This window comes from Fibrobacter sp., assembly GCF_017551775.1.
GTDB lineage: Bacteria > Fibrobacterota > Fibrobacteria > Fibrobacterales > Fibrobacteraceae > Fibrobacter.
Genome location: NZ_JAFZKX010000079.1, coordinates 52,254 through 68,890, shown reverse-complemented (window position 1 = coordinate 68,890; position 16,637 = coordinate 52,254). Strand labels below are relative to the sequence as shown.

Here is a 16,637-nt window from a genome sequence, read left to right as displayed (position 1 = left end):
CCCATCTAGGAGTTTTTTTGTTATGCGCTTTGCAACACGTTTTCTCGCGTTTTTGACTATTGCCGCGACAGTGGCCTGTGCTCAGCTTGCCCCCGAACCGCAGTCGGCAGACGTCCCGCTCATGCAGGATTCCGCTGGCGCCCCCATGAAGATGGACTTCAGCCTCCCGCTCACTGGCGTGAGCGATCCGGGCATCCTGTTCAGCCACTTTGCCAAGCGTCCCCTGATCATCTACTACTTCAGCCCCAAGTGCCCGCACTGCCAGAAGCACTTCCCCGAAGTGCAGGGAGTCATGAAGGAATATGAATCCGCCGGAGTCACGGGCATCGCCATCGCCATCGGCGGCAACATCAAGAAGAACGACATCCGCATGTTCATCGACCAGTTCAAGGTCGTCATACCGGTATTCCAGGACGGCTCGCAAAAGTTCGGCCCGACCTACGGCAATGGTTACGTCCCGGTTCTCTACCTCGTCCAGCCCGACGGCTCGTTCTACCGCTACGAGTCGCTCGACGAAGCGCACATGAACCACCTCCGGACGATGCTCAACAAGATAAAGAAATAGCTTGTACGACATTATGCAAAAAGAGGTTCCTTCGGGACCTCTTCTTTTTTATTCCATCGTGGGTTCGACCTGCATAAAATAAAATGCCCCAGCGCCTAAAGGCATCGGGATATTTTATACTCGAGGCGGGAGGCTACACCGCTACGCGGTGTAGCTCCGGCTTCGGCTCGGATATGCCGGCAAGCAAGCTTGCCGTCGCATCACTCGCCTTGTGCCGTAGTCGAACATGGTTTCTCCTGTTGCGCCATCAGTACGAAAAAAAGGCCCCGCAAGGGGGGCCTTTTTTCGTACTCGAGGCGGGAGTCGAACCCACGACCCATTGCTTAGAAGGCAATTGCTCTATCCAACTGAGCTACTCGAGCGTGCGGGTGCTAATATAAAAAAAAATACAGATTTCTGCAACGATTTTCGTAAACCAAAGCAAATCCTAGACGACACAGGCAAAGTGTGCTTCGTCACCTTTCTCTCAAAGAATATTCGCATAGTTATCCCCGCCCCCTTTTTTATGCTATATTAAAGGAAGAACCTTATTCAAAAGGACTTTCGCATGACCGATGAACAGTTCGAAAAATTCACGTCCATGCTCCAGAGCCAGATGCAGGCGCAGACCGACGCCCTGCAGGCCCAGACCAAAGTACTCGAGAAAATTTCGGAGCTTCTATCCAGTACCGAAGACGGTTCGCATTCGGACCTCTGTTCCGAGATCAAGTTCCTGCGCAACGCCGAAGTCCTGAAGACGGCACTCGAGCTGTGCAAGTCACGAACAACGTCAAACGAGCCCCTCCAGGAACAGGGCGGGCTTGCCGGCTCCATCGAGGACATTTCCGACTTCGTAAGCACCGGAAAAACGCCCGAAAACTGGCACGAATACACGACCAGCGAGACCTTTATCAAGACTTTCTCCGGGAAACCGCTAAAAACCGAGCAAATCTGATATTTTTTCCATATTCTGGAAAAAAAGGCCTACATCCCTCGAGTTTGTTTTATATATTCTCCCTAGAGGCCCGACTGGCCACAAAAGTTTATAACAACAAGGAATAAATATGCTCTCTTTCGCAGAAGCCTACAAGATCGCAGCCGAAGTCCACAAGAACCAGACGGACAAGGCGGGCGGTCCTTACATTGACTTTTTGAAAAACGTTGCCGACTACCTGAAGGACAAGGGCGAGCCCGAAGAAGTACAGACCCTCGCCATCCTGCAAGACCTCACCACCGGCGGCACCAAGAAATCCGCCGAAGAAATCGTCCAGATGGGCGTTCCTGGAGACGTAGTCGACCTTATCGAAAAGATGACTTACCACAAGAACCAGGGCTGGATCGACGAATACAGCTGCAACCTCATGGCGCAGGGCGTCCCCGCCGAAGAAGCCACCTACGAGGCCCGCGAGAAGGACTTCGTCCGCTTCGTCGAAACGCTCAAGAGCAACCCGCTCGCCGCTAAGGCCAAGAGCGCCATCTTGAACGTGCTGCTGGAAGACAAATACATCAAGCGCCAGGAACGTCGCGAACTCAAGACGAAGTTCCGTCTCAAGAAGTACCAGGCCGCCATCCAGGCCCTCAGCGCATAATTCTACAGGAAAATATCCCGACCCGGCCTGCCATGAGCAAGCCGGAATGTCGCGGGTGACAACGCAGCCTCGTCTACGCGAGGCTTTTTTCATGGAAGGGAAAATGATTCGTACAAAGGAACAAATAAAAAGCGGACTCCTCTCCTACCCCAAGGCGATCCGCCTGATATGGGCCAACAAGCTCGGCAAGTATCTTGTGCTGCCCGTCGTCCTCAACATCATCGTGGTCTTTGCGCTCATTTTTTCGGGCGTCGGAGTCGGCGACTGGATCAACGGCATCATAGAGCGCCACACCGAAAACATGAACGGCTGGATACAGGCCGCGATGGTCGCCATAAAAATCGTTCTCCCCATAATATTCTTCATCGTGTTCGTATTCATCGGCGGGACCATCGTGATCGTCCTGATGTCGCCGATATACACGATGCTCTCCGAAAAGACCGAGACCATCCTCACCGGGAAGGAATATCCTTTCGATGCGAAGCAGACCCTGAAGGACATCTGGAGGGCGCTCCTCATCGCCCTCAGGAACACGGCGAAGCAGTTGTTGCTGACGGCGCTGTGCCTGCTCCTGAACCTCATCCCCGTCATCGGGAGCGTCGCCTCGATTTGCCTCATCTTCGTCATAAACGCCTACTACTTCGGGAGCGGCTTCATGGACTACTCCTTCGAGCGCTGGCGCTATTCAGTCAAGGAAAGCTCCAAGGGGACAGCCAAGCTGAAGTACCTGGCCATCACGAACGGGGCCGTGTATTCGCTGCCGCTGTACCTGTTCTGCGGGACATTCATCGCTGCGTTCATCGGGGGCGTTTCGGCCGTCGCCGCGACAATCTCGCAGATTGAACTAAAAGCGCAAGAGTGACCGCTCCGCAACAGCCATCCATCAAAATTATTTATAGCATTCAATATAGCCGAACAGGCCGTAATTTGCTATTTTTACGCCCGTAATTATTGGCCCCAATCTAGGGCAAAACTAAAAGGAACACAACCATGGCAAACAAAGTCTACAACTTTAGCGCAGGCCCGTCCGTCCTGCCCGAACAAGCACTCAAGGAAGCATCTGCTGCATGCATCGACTACGCAAATAGCGGCATCAGTATTCTCTCCATGAGTCACCGTTCAAAGCCGATCGAAAACATGTTCGCCGAAACCGAACAGTTCCTCCGCGACCTCATGGGCATCCCCGAGAACTACGACATCGTGTTCCTCGGCGGTGGCTGCTCCCTCCTGTTCTGCATGCTCCCGATGAACTTCCTCGACCAGAACGCCACGGCCGACTACGCTCTGACCGGCGTTTGGGCAAACAAGGCTTACAAGGAAGCCAAGCAGTTCGGTAACGCACACGTTGCTTGCGACACCAAGTCCGAAATCTACAGCCGCATCGACAAGAACCTCGACTTGAGCGACAACGCCACGTACCTCCACGTGACTGCCAACAACACCATCTACGGTACCGAATGGCACAACTTCCCGAAGCCGAAGTCCGGCTTCCTCATGGCCGACGTGAGCTCCGACTTCCTCGCCCGCAAGATTAACGTCTCTGACTTCGGCGTTGTGTACGGCGGTGCGCAGAAGAACATCAGCTGCGCTGGCGTGACCGTGACCATCATCCGCAAGGACTTGCTCGGCAAGGTGAACCGCACCATCCCGACCATGCTCAACTTCCAGACCCACATCGACGCTCAGAACATGTTCAACACGCCTCCGGTATTCGCCGTGTACGTCATGAACCGCACGCTCAAGTGGCTCAAGGAATTCGGCGGTGTCGAAGCCATCGAAAAGGTGAACCGTTCCAAGGCCGCTCTCCTTTACAGCGCCCTCGACAACTCCAAGGTGTTCGTCGGTACCGCTGCCAAGGAAGACCGTTCTATCATGAACGTTCCGTTCGTGTTCAACAAGGACGTCGTTGCAGCTGACAAGGCTGACGATCTCGCCAAGGAATTCCTCGAGTTCGCCAAGAACCGCGGCCTCCAGCAGCTCAAGGGTCACCGCTCCGTCGGCGGCTTCCGCGCTTCCATCTACAACGCGATGCCGGTCGAAGGCGTTCAGGCCCTCGTCGACTGCCTCGGCGACTTCGAGAAAAAGGTGCTCGGTTAAGAGTATCATCCTGAGCGGAATGCCGCAAGGCATGAAGTCGAAGGATCCACAAAGCATTTTAAAGGCCTCCGCATTTGCGGAGGCTTTTTTCAACGTCATGCAAACCGTCACCCTGCCGTCATGCTGACGAAGGTCAGCATCAGATGTTCTTGTCGGGTAAAAAAACTGACCCAGACCTACGTCAGGGTGACTTTCTGGCTACTAGCCCTTAGGGGGGCGCAAAAAATAAAACTCCGAGATTCGTCCCGGAGTTTACTTTAATACCCTGTTGCGGAATTACTTTCCGAGGTTTTCCTTGGGAATGCTCGTGAAGGTAAGCGAACCCTTGGCATGGACGCCGCCGTTCACTTTGACGATGCAGTCAAAGCCGACGATGACTCCACCGCCCTTCGTCTTGTTGACGGTAATTTCGAGCTGGTCGCCCGGAATCACCGGCTTCACGAACTTGAAGCCGTCGATTTTCAGGAGCACGTAGAGGTTCTTTTCGAGATCCTCGGCGGGCTTTTCAATCACGAGCGAGCAAAGCTGAGCGCAGCTTTCCACGATAAGCACGCCCGGCATAATCGGGGTGCCCGGGAAATGCCCCATGAAGAAGGGCTCGTTGACGCTCACGTTCTTGATGCCAGTAGCGGATTCGTTCGGCACGAGTTCCGTGACCTTCTCGATCATCTGGAACGGCGGACGCTGGGCAATCTTTTCGCTGATTTCGAAAATGTTCATCATAGGGAGAGACCTCCGTCGAGCACGAATACCTGGCCCGTAATGTAGGAGAACTGGTCAGAAGCGAGGGCGGAAACGATGTTCGCCACTTCGTCGGCGGAACCGAAACGCTTGAGAGGAATCTTCTCGAGGTAGCCCTTGCGGGTTTCTTCGGGAATGGCCTCGATCATCTCGGTCGCGATAAAGCCGGGAGCCACCGCATTCACGCGGATGCCGAAACCGCCGAGTTCCTTGGCGAGAGTCTGCGTGAGGGAGTTCACCGCGCCCTTCGTGGCGCTGTAAACCGCCTGGCCCGCGAGCGCGAACTTGGAGCTGACGGAGCTCATGTTGATAATCACGCCGGACTTCTGCTTGTACATCTTCACGGCGACCTGCTGGGCGCAATAGAAGTAGCCCTTCACGTTCAGGTCGAAGCACTTGTCGAGCGTTTCCGGATTCATCATCAGGAGGTATTCGTCACGCACGATGCCCGCATTGTTCACGAGCACGTCGATACGGCCATAAGCCTTGAAGACTTCGCGAACCATCACCTTCACCTGAGAGAGGTCGGCCACGTTCGCCTTGTAGAGCATGCCGTCGCCGCCTTCGTTCTTGATCTGGTCGAGAGTCTGCTGGGCAGCCTCATCGGAACTGGAGTAGTTCACCACCACCGTGTAACCGTCGCGGGCGAGTCGCAGGGCACAAGCCTTGCCGATTCCCTTGGATGCGCCTGTTACGAGAGCAACCTTCATATAGCCTCCTTATTTTCCGAACACGACTGCGCTGTAAGAACCGCCAGCCGCAAAAGAGATAATCAAAACATTCTTGAGATTTGCCGCAGCGGCCGGCTTGCTCGAAACAGAGCCGTCGTTTGCAACAAAGTAAGCGTTGTCGCTTTCGAGTTCGCCACTCAGAAGCATGGCTGCTTCGGAGGCGGCAAGCGTCGCAGACCCCGCACGGCCTTCGCCGGTACGTTCCTTGACTTCGAACAGCGGCATCGCGGCAAGCTTTTCGCCGAACACGCGCTGGAGCGCGCCCTTCTCGATATCGTCAATCTTCTTGAAGCCGTTCGCGAAACCGCAGACGGCATCGATGTCGGAAGCCTTGAGGCCGGCATCGGCGAGGGCGTCGTTGATGGCCTTGTCGAGAGCTTCGTCGGAACCTTCGAGCTTACCGAACTTCACGTTCTTGCGGCCATGGCCGAACCCGAGCGCATAGCAGTAGACCTTGGCGCCGCGGGCCTTCGCGTAATCTTCTTCTTCGAGGAGGATAGACACGGAGCCATCGCCCACCACGCAGCCATCGGCATTCGCGAAGGGAGCGACCACGTCATTTGCGGCCACACCAAGCTTCTCGGCGAATTCAGTAATGATCGGCAGGTTTTCGTCGGTACCCGTAGCCATCATCGCCTGTTCCTGACCGTCATGAATGACGTTCATGGAATAGCCGATGCTGTCGAGACCGGAGAGCGGACCCGTAGTAATCGTCACGCCGTAGCCCTTGATGCCGGAGCAAATCGAGAGGTAACCGCCGGCGGCGTTGTAAACAGTGTGCGGGAACTTGAACGCAGAACCGTTCGCGTTGCCTTCGCGGGCAATGAGTTCCTCGAAATCGTACGTGGAGCCGAGACCGCCTTCGCTGGTACCGACGATAATGCCGATATCCTTCGCGTTGTCTTCGGTCACCTTGAAGTTCGCATCCTGGAGCGCACGCATGCCCGAGACCGTCTGGAGCTGGCCCAGGTTGTCGAGCTTGCGGTAGAAGGCCATCTTGATGCCGAGTTCCTTGTAGTCGTCGAGCGAAATGACCGACTTCACGGAAGCGCTTTCGAGCTTCTTGCCGGCCTTGAGCGCCTCGATGTAGGCAGCCTTGCTGTTGCCGAGCGGGCTCACGATACCGAGACCCGTGACCGCAATCTTCTTGACCTTGGCCGACTGCGCCGAAACATTGCCCGGCTGCTTGGAGAAAATGATGCTCGCGTTCGTACCGCCGAACGCAACGTTGTTGCTCATGACGCTCTGGAGGGCCTTCTTGCGCGGTTCGTTCTGGACAAAGTCAAGCGAACCGGCCTTTTCCTTGAGGGCGGCAGAGTCTTCTTCGGAATAATGGAGGGTCGGGAGCACGGTATCGGTCGTGAGAGCCTTGATGCTGAACACGGCCTCGATAGCACCGGCGGCGCCCAGGCAGTGACCCGTCATCACCTTGGTGGAGCTCACGCTCACCGTCGGGTTCTCTTCACCGAAGAAGGTCTTGAAGGCCGTCATTTCGGCGAAGTCGTTCTTGCCCGTACCCGTACCGTGGGCATTCACGTAACCAATTTCGGACTTCGCGATGCCGGAATTATTGACGGCGCGGTTCATGGCCTCCATCAAGCAGAGGGCGTCTTCGCGCGGGGCGGTAATGTGGTTAGCGTCGCTCGTCACGCCGGAACCGAGAACTTCGCAGTACGTCTTGGCACCGCGCTTCTTGGCATGTTCATAGGATTCCACGATAACGACACCGGCACCTTCACCGAGCGTAATGCCGTTGCAGTGGTTGAACGGGGAGCAGCCGTTCTCGTCGAGGGCATGGAGAGAAAGGAATCCGGAATACGGGACAGCGGCAAAGGAGTCGGCACCACCGGCCACCACCACGTCGGCCTTGCCCGCACGGATCAAGTCGCAAGCGAGCGCAATCGAAATCGTGCCAGCGGCACAGGCGTTCGCGACGTTCGTGACGATGCCACCGGCACCGCAGGTTTCAGCAACCTGGCTTGCGATGCAGGCAATCGGCATCTTGGGAATGTCGGAGGCCTCTTTCGCGCCCTGATGATAATGTTCAATGGAAATGACGCCGCCGACGCAGCTTCCGATAATGACGCTCACCCGCTGGTCGTCGTTAAAATTGGAAAGGCCGGCGTCGGCGAGAGCCTCGTTCGCGGCCTTTATGCACAGCTTGGATACACGGTCCTTTTCTTCAGGGGCATCGATATCGTCAAGCGTATCGCACTTGACTTCGGCAGCCAAATCGGCATAGCAGTTCTTGGTATCGACAGATGTAGTCTTGTAGATGCCCGAGACGGACTTGAGCGCATTGTTCCAGGTTTCTTCGACATTGTTACCGACGGCACAAATTACGCCCAATCCGGTAACTACGCAACGGTTTTCTTCAAGCGTCATAAACACTCCGTAAAACAAAAAAAGAGATTCCCGGTCATGGCTTATGTCCGGCAGGCGAACCTCCGGCTGAAGCCCGCCATGGGAACCGGGAAAAAAAGGAACGATGCCCAAAATGGCATCGTCCGTCAATAATTAAGCCTTGTGAGCTTCGATGTAAGCGGCGATAGTATCGATGGACTGGAAGTTTTCCTTGGCAACACCCGTCATGGAGACACCGAAGGTGGAGTCCACGAAGGAGATGATTTCGAGGGAGTCCACAGAATCGAGACCGATTTCATCACCGAAAAGGGCAGTGTCGTACTGGAGCACGTCGCCATCAACGCCGAGGTCGGACATAAAGAAAGACTTGAGCTTGGATTTAACTTCTTCGTTAGTCATAGTTTCCTCTTTTTGAATAAATTTTCGGCTGAAAGATAGTAAAAAAATACGTTTTACAACTGGCGAAAATGGGAAATTCGGATAAAAAGCACATTTTAAAGACTAAGTGCACATACGTATCCAGAAGGGCACCTATATATTTTTTTTGAAACATGCAAATAAGTTTTGACAATCCTAGAATTTTTCTACATTTGCACGGTATTTAAAACGTTCATCTTTTTTTACAAAAAATGAACAAGGACGTAAACAACAAAGGATGACTACCATGTGGGATAAGTCTTATCTTGAAAAACTGAACGAATACAAGGCAAAATCTGTCGCCGGCGGCGGCGAAGCTCGTATCGAGAAACAGCACTCGCAGGGCAAGCTTACCGCCCGCGAACGTCTTGAAATCCTTTTCGACAAGGGCACCTTCCGCGAAATCGGCGCGCTGCGTGTTTCCACCAGCCTCGACTTGCCCGAATCCAAGCGCATTTTCGGCGACGGCGTCGTGACCGGCTACGGCAAGGTCAACGGCAAGACCGTCTACGTCGCTTCCCAGGACTTTACCGTGAGTGGCGGTTCGCTCGGTTCCGCCCACGCCAAGAAGATTTGCCAGGCGATGGACCTCGCCCTCGAATCCATGGCCCCGTTCGTCTGCATCAACGACGGCGGTGGCGCCCGTATCGAAGAAGGCGTGAACTCCCTCGACGGCTATAGCGGCATCTTTACCCGCAACACGCTCGCCTCCGGCATCATCCCGCAGATTTCCGTGATTCTCGGACCCTGCGCCGGCGGTGCCTGCTACTCCCCCGCCATCACCGACTTCATCTTCATGACCGAAAAGACGAGCCAGATGTTCATCACGGGCCCGGGCGTCGTGAAGGCTGTGACCGCAGAAACGGTCTCCCCCGAAGGTCTCGGCGGTGCCGGCGTGCACTCCACCAAGTCCGGCGTGTCGCACTTCGTGTGCAAGGACGACAAGGAATGCCTCGAAGCGGTTCGTAACCTGCTCAGCTACCTGCCGCAGTCCAACCTCGAGAAGCCGCCTGTCGCCGAAAAGTCCAAGGCTGTCGACAAGTCCAAGGAAATCGAGGAAATCGTCCCCGATAACTTCAAGAAGGGCTACGACGTGCGCAGCGTCATCGAGACGTTCGCCGACAAGGAAAGCTTCCTCGAAATCCAGAAGGACTTCGCCCGCAACGTGGTGATCGGCTTCGCCCGCATGGACGGCAACGTCATCGGCATCGTCGCGAACCAGCCGAACTTCATCGCCGGTTCCCTCGACGTGGACGCTAGCGACAAGGCCAGCCGCTTCGTGCGCTTCTGCGACTGCTTCAACATTCCTATCCTCACGCTGGAAGACGTTCCGGGCTACATGCCGGGCACCAAGCAGGAACACAACGGCATCATCCGCCACGGCGCAAAGCTCCTGTACGCCTACGCCGAAGCGACCGTGCCGAAGGTTACACTCATCCTCCGCAAGGCATACGGTGGCGCCTACATCGCCATGAACAGCAAGAACCTCGGCGCCGACTACGTGTTCGCGCTCCCGATCGCGCAGCTCGCCGTGATGGGTGCCGAAGGCGCCGTCGACATCCTGCACCGTAAGGAAATCGCCGCTTCCGCAACCCCGCAAGAAACGCGCAAGCAGCTCATCGCCGAATACGAAGAAAAGTACCTCAACCCCTACATCGCGGCAAAGAACGGCTACATCGACGAAGTCATTTCGCCGGCCAACGTGCGCGACCGCCTCACGACCGCCTTCGACTACCTGAAGAACAAGAAGAAGGCTCGCCTCTGGAGGAAGCACGGGAACATCCCGCTGTAGTCTGTGGTTAGCGACTAACGAGAAATGCCCTGACGCAAGTCAGGGCTTTCTTTTTTAAAGTCAGCATGACGGCAGGGGCGGCATGCCAGTTCAGCATGCCAATGCCGGTCAATTACAGGGATTTCACCAGGAACATGCGGCTGTTCTTCTGGGTGGACACGCGGATCTGGAATACGCCCCTGGAGGGAAGCGTAAAGGAGAGCGAGCCGCGGGCACCCGCAAAGCTCTGGACCGTCTTGCCGCTGAGGTCGAAGACGCGCACGTCGAAGTTGCCGCCGTTCATGTCGGAAAGCGTGACCGTCGAGCCATTCTGGAAAAGCTTGAGGCCCGTAGCCGCCAGCACAGGACGGACGACATCAAGCGAATCCTCCGGTTCCTCTTCTTCTTCCTCTTCCTCGCCTTCCATCGTCACCGGAGCCTTCTTGCTCAAGATGTAGCCGAGCGCACCTACGAGCGGAGCATTCATGTCGACGCAGACTTCGTTCACCTGCCAGTTCGAGACCGTCCCGCTGTGGCTGCCGCTGTTGAAATCACCGGCAATCAGGCCACCGAGCAGCTTGTTCTTCTCGGGCGGCTGCAATCCGGAATCGACTTCGCGGCCCGGATCTTCGTTGGCATAGTAACCGCGGTGGTGCGGAGACTTCGGGGCGCTTGCGCCATTGCGGGTAAAGCCCACCACATAGGACTTCTTGTTGCTGTTGTCGCCGAGCAGGTAAGCGACGTTCTTCTCGATAATTTTGTCGAACTTGGAATCATCGTAGAACTTCGAGAGAAGCGCATAGAGGAAAGCGCCACCCGCCGGAGAACGCACGGAGAAAGATGCGCTGCCACCGGTTTCTCCCATGAAGACATCGTCCTTGACCTTTTTCTTGTAGATGTTGTCCAGGAACTGTTCCGCATCGTAGAAAGAACCCGACGAAGGTGCCCACTGGAAAACGCCTTCCGCCATCACCACGGAGAGCGGGACCGCGTTGGAATAGTTGAGACGCGTATAGCTGCCCGAAACAAACTGAAGGTCGAAATACCATTCATCCGCTTCGGTCTTGTAGGTATTGTCCTTCGTCGTACGGTAAAGTTCGAGAGCGGCAAGGAACGGACCATCCTTCCAGCGGCCGTCCCACCAGGTGGATTCGTAGAAGCCGCCGGAGGTCGTCACGCCCTTGTGCGACTTGGCGTAAGCATAGGCCGTCTTGGCCGCTTCCAGGTACTTCTTCCTGTTCGCAGAATCAGGATCGACACGAGCCATCACGGCAAGCATTGCCGAAGCCATGCCCGGAGTAAAAGCGTCGTTCGCATTGCCGGTAATAGAACGAGGCTCGCCGCCATCGCCCGAACCGAGCGTGCTCATCATGCCCGCCGTAACCCACTTCTTGTGGTCGGAATTGCCGTCACCCTTCACCGTGACAAACGCGGAACTGCTGATGGCTGCCTTCGCCCAGAAATCAGCCTCGTAGCGGAGTTCTTCGAGCAAGTCACGCACACCGTTGGGCTTGCCGCCCTTTCGGGTGTAGTCATTGCTTTCCTTGTAGTCGGTGTAGTCACCGGTATAGAGGTCGTAAAAGCCCTGTCGGAATTCGGCATAGCCCAGCGCCAAAATGTAAGAGGCGTACCCCTGGGACTGCCCGTACATCACGTGGTCGCCGCAGTCGAACCAGCCACCGGAAACATCCTTGCCGTTGTAGCTGTCCTTCGTAAAGCTAGTCGTGTGCTTGGTGCCATCCAGAACCCAGTTGGGGCCCTGGCCGGAACGCTGTGCACCAAAAAAACGGGTCGTCATCCATGCCGCTTCGACAAAGTCGTCCTCGCTAAGGGCCGCAAAAGAGGCCATAGGGACGACACTCAGCAGCGAAACCGCGGCAATCAAACTCTTTTTAAAATTCATGAACACCTCCGTGTGTTTGCACACAATCCCACCGCGGAACAATATAAAATCTTTTATCGCGTTTGCACACGAAAAGAATATTTACATGGAAAGCGTTCCAATCAAGGTGTCATGAAGCGTGCCGTTGCTGAAAACGGCCTGTTCCGCATCCACGAACTGCAGGGGGGCGCCGTCTATGCGGGTAGCCTTCCCGCCCGCCTCCTCCACCATCAGGGCTATGGCGGCGATATCCCACGGGTAGCTCATCGTCATCACAAAGCAGTCTATGCGCCCGCAGGCGGTAAAACAGCCCTCGATTACGGCCGAACCCAGGCACTTGACCCGCTCGAAGGCGACCGCCTCACGGGCAAAATTGCGCGAATTCTGCGCATTGATTTTCTCGGCATCGCCCACATTGAAGTCTCCGTTCGAGACGATGGCGTGCACGGACTCCGATTCGGAACTCACATGTATCGCCTTCCCGTTCATGAAGGCGCCAAGCCCGCGGGCCGCCGTATAGAGTTCCCCGAGCTTCGGCAGGTTGATCGCCGCCACCAGGGGCTTTCCCTCGAAATGGAGCGCGATGGAGATGCCCCACAGCGGAATCCCGCGGCTGAAGTTCACGGTCCCGTCCACCGGGTCGATTATCCAGCGGAACCGCGGGTCGGAACCCTCGATAATTCCCGCTTCCTCGGTACGGATGGAATGTTCCGGAAAAGCCTTGCGGATGCCTTCCACAATGAGTTTTTCGCTCGCAATGTCGGCGCGGGTCACCACATCCTTCTTGGACTTGTAATGCACCTCGCCCAGATCGTTCTGGATTTCAAGACAGAGGTCGCCCGCTTGCTTGGCAAGCGTTTCGGCGACAGACAAAAAATTTCTGGTATCAAGCATTTTGGTTTTAGTTACTAGTACCTAGCAACTCCGGTTTAAACGGTTTGAACTGCGCCGTAAGCGCTTTACTCAGGGTAAGCGCAGCAGCGGAACGATATTGCCGGCGACTTGTAGAACGCCGTAGCGCCGCGGTATGCCACCTTGCTTCCCGTGAGGAACACGACCTTGACTTCACTCGGCACGTAGACAAGCCCGTTCGAAAGCGTATCGAGCCATTCGTCTCCACCCTTCTTATATTCGGAATAGAGCGCATAATCCTCGCCGATGGTATTGCCCGAAGCATCCTGAACTTCGAAGAACTGCAAGCTGTCCTTGAAATCCTTCTTGGTCAAGACCTTGTAGAGCGTACGCGAGGTATCGGCTTTAAAGGCGGTATCGACCTTCGCTCCTTCGCGGTAAATAAAGACGGAATCCGTCGTGTAACCAGGACGCGTAAAGTACGGATACGAGCGGTTCGTACAAAGCATGAGCGATTCGCGGTCGAGCCCGCTGAACACCTTGTAGCTAGACCCCTTCACCACGGCCACCGTATCTTCGGACTTGCCGATAACCCATTCCTGATACTGGCCAGGCAGGTCCTTCACACCCATCGTATTCGTGCAACGGTAATCGCGCTTGGAAATATCCGCAGCAGAAGCGGAATCGTTCGTCCCGACGTTGCAGTAGCTGAACAGCGACTTGGCTGAATTCACGGACTCTTCGACAAGCACGCCGTTCGAAAGCGTTCCGCCCGAAAGGCAGACGAGTTCCCAGTCGCGTTCCTTGCAAAGGCTCACCTTGAATCCAGAAGCAGATACAGCCTCACAAGCGGCTACAGCTTCGGAATGGAGCACGTTATAGACAAATTCTCCGGAATCGTTCCTGTGCTCGTAACGTTCCATGCAGAACTTCGTGGTATCGTTCAGCGACACGGGAACAAAGCCTTCGGGGCATTCCAAATCGGCGGCAGCAGAACCGGGCGACACGCGAACCGTATCGATCAACGCGGTCGAGTAATAGCCGGACTTGTCCCTAGAACGGATGCGGAAAATAATCGTATCGCCCGGAGAAACCCAACGGACTGTATCCGTAACGAAAAGTCCCGTAGCCGAGCCATCCCTAGTCACGGCTCTCGTCGTCTCCGTCATGACTCCTTTCTGGAGTTCGTACTTTTTCCCGTAACGCGCAGAATCCCCAATAACATAATCGAACTTTTTCCATTCCTTCGCATTCTCATCGTAATGCTCAATCACGTAGGTGGCGACCGTATCGTAGCACAGGGAGAATTTGCACGTATCCGGGACGAGGAGCACCGTATCGGACTTAATCGGATGGTCGACCACGAACGGATCCACGCTTATGTTCCAAAAGATGCGGAGCCTGTTGTTGCTGTCGAGGCGGGCCATTCCCGGGAACAGCGTGTCCTCGACAAAGTAAAGCTTTGTGGCCATGACAGGTGCGACAGAATCAGTCGTATCGAAGCGCTTGTTGTTCTTCGGTTCCGAAAGGCACTCAGTGCACGACTTGTTTCCGACGGCATCCCAAGCGGCAATGCCAATCGTGTACACCGACATCGGGTGAAGTCCACGTATAACCATGCTGTAACGGTTCAAGGAATCGTTATCAAAATCGAACCCCTTGCCGTCGAGTACGGCGATGCGCAATACGTTCTTCTTCTTTTCGCTCCGCGGTACAGAATCAAGCCACACGGAATCCTTGTCAGACCTTATACGAGCGTGGCGATGGTAAAGCTTTTTACCCGTAGAATCGACACCTTCCGGCGTAGTCAGGATAACCTTGATATTGCTCAAGTCTTCCTCGCTGTCTTCCGCATAGATGACGACGTTGTAGCCGAAAATAATTCCGGAAAGTTCAGCGGGTTTGTAAAAATCAGTCTGGTCAGTTGAACGGTGCCATTCGAATTCGGCCCCGTCAGTCCACGTGATGGGATCGGGAATGTTCACGCTCGAAGGCGGCAGGTCGTCCTTAAAATGCAGGAATACGCGCTGAACTGCACCCGGATCTCCGTCATCGGAATATTCACAGAAGAACGCAACCTGGAGACTGTCATAATCCTTGTCGAGGAACTCCTTGACTTCCTTGGTAAGGTCTAACGTGTCTGCCTGCTTGTTCGACTCCTCATCGTACTCGAGACACATCGTCGAATTGTCTATCTGCTTCGAAGAAACTGCCTTCGAGGTATCGTCCACCACTGTGGTATCGAGCCATACACGGATACAGGCCAAGTCATCCTTCTTGATAGGCAGGCTGAAACGCACGCGATAACAAGCAGAAGTATCATTTTGGTCGGCACAACCGCGAATGACGCTCAATTCCATGACCTCGCGGTTGAACAGGAACTCAGTACCTTCTTCGTCATCGGCGCAAGACGCAAACAAGGCTATCAGCGCCGGAAGAAAAAGCCATTTTGTCAAAAACTTAAACATCATACACAATGTAGAAAATTTTTTTTGTCCAAAGTATTGCTTTATCCCTTAATAATTATAGATTATAGGAAAAAAGGAGGATGTTCATGGACAAGATTCTTTCTATCGTTTTTTTAGCCGCAGCTTTCTGCCTAATAGGCTGTGACGGAGGCGGCTCGCAGAAAGCCTGCGTAAAGCCCGCATATTGCTACAAGACAACAGATGCTCCCAATCAAAGGAAATGCGACCTGGACAAGGCCGTCGCCGAAGAAAAAGCCAAAGAAGCCGATTCCCTCGGCATCCTCAGTACGCCCCTGTACGAAGATTGCTGGGACTTCTAAACGCACATAAAACTTACGCAAAAGGCCCGTCCACATGGACAGGCCTTTTCAATTTACTTGAACCGGGTTACCGGAGTCTGGACCAGTATTTTCAGCATCAAATCACGAACGTTATCGTACCAACCCGTTTCAGCGGCAACATCTTCATGGTACATATCGTCTTCTAGGTGCCCGTATGCTAGGCGTTTTCCTGTCTTCACATCATAAATGACATAATTCGCATCAATTCTAGTAGATTCGCCCTTGAACGTCAGATAGCTTCCAGCCCCAGGCATGCCGGTAGCCGGATTTACGGTAGGCCCCACAGTCATCGTGTTTACAACCTTCGAAACCTTCATCTGAATCTCGTCTAGAATCAAATAAACATCAAAGCTATCTGACATCGATTCCACCTTGGGAATATTGACCTCGACCCCATCCATATTCTCGGTATCACGTGAGATTTTCTTTTTCGAAACCTTCTCCACCACGCTCGGGACATTCGAATTGAACTGCATTACATTGTCGACCTTAACCTTGAACCAGTCCGAAATTGCTTCCATCGATGCGGGTATCTCGGGATCTCCGTTATTCCTCCAAAAATAATCCAAAGCCGGTTCCGGTGTATTGATCTTTTCATCTCCAACCAAAACGGTAGGCTTCGTAAAAAGAATCTTCATCTTCGCCGGTTTCTGCGTCCACGTCGAATCAAGGAACTGGCGGTTGGCAGAACAACCGGCAAAATTCATCAAGAAAAATGTAACAACGGATATTGCAAATAAATTAACAATCTTCATATAATCTCCTTTTAATATTTCACGTTCCAAACGTTCCCTGTAAAAACACCCCACAAGAAAACCCGCGACTTGAATCGCGGGCTTT

Annotated in this window: 15 protein-coding genes and 1 tRNA gene; 7 read left to right on the top strand and 9 right to left on the bottom strand. The window is 54.4% G+C overall.

Features of this window, described 5'->3' with window-relative positions; genetic code table 11:
* The first annotated feature begins 22 nt into the window (after positions 1-22).
* Entirely contained in the window at positions 23-565 is a 543-nt protein-coding gene (locus IK012_RS09685) for a TlpA disulfide reductase family protein (protein ID WP_173379809.1), read from the top strand.
* A gap of 288 nt (positions 566-853) precedes the next feature.
* Here the strand turns inward: IK012_RS09685 and IK012_RS09680 are convergent.
* Positions 854-927, bottom strand: a tRNA-Arg gene (locus IK012_RS09680).
* Positions 928-1,112: 185 nt separating this feature from the next.
* On the opposite strand from IK012_RS09680, the gene IK012_RS09675 reads away from it, so the two are divergent.
* The 4 genes from IK012_RS09675 to serC all read left to right on the top strand — a co-directional run bounded on the left by IK012_RS09675 (position 1,113) and on the right by serC (position 4,230).
* Positions 1,113-1,499: a hypothetical protein gene (locus IK012_RS09675; RefSeq protein ID WP_173379808.1), complete on the top strand. Its 387-nt coding sequence runs from the start codon at positions 1,113-1,115 to the stop codon at positions 1,497-1,499.
* A 109-nt stretch (positions 1,500-1,608) separates the two neighbouring features.
* Positions 1,609-2,133, top strand: a complete 525-nt coding sequence (locus IK012_RS09670) for a hypothetical protein (protein ID WP_173379807.1) — start codon at positions 1,609-1,611, stop codon at positions 2,131-2,133.
* A 103-nt stretch (positions 2,134-2,236) separates the two neighbouring features.
* Entirely contained in the window at positions 2,237-2,995 is a 759-nt protein-coding gene (locus IK012_RS09665; protein ID WP_290953731.1) for an EI24 domain-containing protein, read from the top strand.
* 128 nt (positions 2,996-3,123) lie between these two features.
* On the top strand, positions 3,124-4,230 hold the full coding sequence (gene serC, locus IK012_RS09660) for a 3-phosphoserine/phosphohydroxythreonine transaminase (RefSeq protein WP_290953728.1): 1,107 nt from the start codon (positions 3,124-3,126) through the stop codon (positions 4,228-4,230).
* Between the two features lie 276 nt (positions 4,231-4,506).
* Here serC and fabZ read toward each other — a convergent pair whose 3' ends face one another.
* The 4 genes from fabZ to IK012_RS09640 form a co-directional block, all read right to left on the bottom strand.
* Positions 4,507-4,953 (bottom strand): 3-hydroxyacyl-ACP dehydratase FabZ, encoded by a 447-nt coding sequence (fabZ, locus tag IK012_RS09655; RefSeq protein WP_173344303.1) that lies wholly within the window; start codon positions 4,951-4,953, stop codon positions 4,507-4,509.
* A complete protein-coding gene (locus tag IK012_RS09650; protein WP_290953723.1) occupies positions 4,950-5,681 on the bottom strand; it encodes an SDR family NAD(P)-dependent oxidoreductase in 732 nt (243 codons plus the stop codon). Before IK012_RS09650 ends, fabZ begins: the two co-directional genes overlap by 4 nt.
* 9 nt (positions 5,682-5,690) lie before the next feature.
* Positions 5,691-8,087 carry a beta-ketoacyl-[acyl-carrier-protein] synthase family protein gene (locus tag IK012_RS09645; RefSeq protein ID WP_290953715.1) on the bottom strand — a complete coding sequence of 799 codons (2,397 nt, stop codon included), beginning with the start codon at positions 8,085-8,087 and terminating at the stop codon, positions 5,691-5,693.
* A gap of 132 nt (positions 8,088-8,219) precedes the next feature.
* Positions 8,220-8,465, bottom strand: coding sequence for an acyl carrier protein (locus tag IK012_RS09640; RefSeq protein ID WP_290953711.1), 246 nt, complete (start codon positions 8,463-8,465; stop codon positions 8,220-8,222).
* Positions 8,466-8,730: 265 nt separating this feature from the next.
* Here IK012_RS09640 and IK012_RS09635 point away from each other — a divergent pair, with 265 nt between their 5' ends.
* A complete protein-coding gene (locus IK012_RS09635; RefSeq protein ID WP_290953708.1) occupies positions 8,731-10,275 on the top strand; it encodes an acyl-CoA carboxylase subunit beta in 1,545 nt (514 codons plus the stop codon).
* A 112-nt stretch (positions 10,276-10,387) separates the two neighbouring features.
* Here the strand turns inward: IK012_RS09635 and IK012_RS09630 are convergent, their stop codons facing one another.
* The 3 genes from IK012_RS09630 to IK012_RS09620 all read right to left on the bottom strand — a co-directional run bounded on the left by IK012_RS09630 (position 10,388) and on the right by IK012_RS09620 (position 15,459).
* Positions 10,388-12,157, bottom strand: coding sequence for a glycoside hydrolase family 9 protein (locus tag IK012_RS09630; RefSeq protein ID WP_290953705.1), 1,770 nt, complete (start codon positions 12,155-12,157; stop codon positions 10,388-10,390).
* An 81-nt stretch (positions 12,158-12,238) separates the two neighbouring features.
* Positions 12,239-13,030 carry an inositol monophosphatase family protein gene (locus IK012_RS09625; protein WP_290953702.1) on the bottom strand — a complete coding sequence of 264 codons (792 nt, stop codon included), beginning with the start codon at positions 13,028-13,030 and terminating at the stop codon, positions 12,239-12,241.
* Between the two features lie 65 nt (positions 13,031-13,095).
* Positions 13,096-15,459, bottom strand: coding sequence for a hypothetical protein (locus tag IK012_RS09620; protein ID WP_290953699.1), 2,364 nt, complete (start codon positions 15,457-15,459; stop codon positions 13,096-13,098).
* 83 nt (positions 15,460-15,542) lie between these two features.
* Here IK012_RS09620 and IK012_RS09615 point away from each other — a divergent pair, with 83 nt between their 5' ends.
* Entirely contained in the window at positions 15,543-15,776 is a 234-nt protein-coding gene (locus IK012_RS09615; protein WP_290953696.1) for a hypothetical protein, read from the top strand.
* Between the two features lie 53 nt (positions 15,777-15,829).
* Here IK012_RS09615 and IK012_RS09610 read toward each other — a convergent pair whose 3' ends face one another.
* Positions 15,830-16,504, bottom strand: a complete 675-nt coding sequence (locus IK012_RS09610; RefSeq protein WP_290953693.1) for a hypothetical protein — start codon at positions 16,502-16,504, stop codon at positions 15,830-15,832.
* Positions 16,505-16,637: the final 133 nt, after the last annotated feature.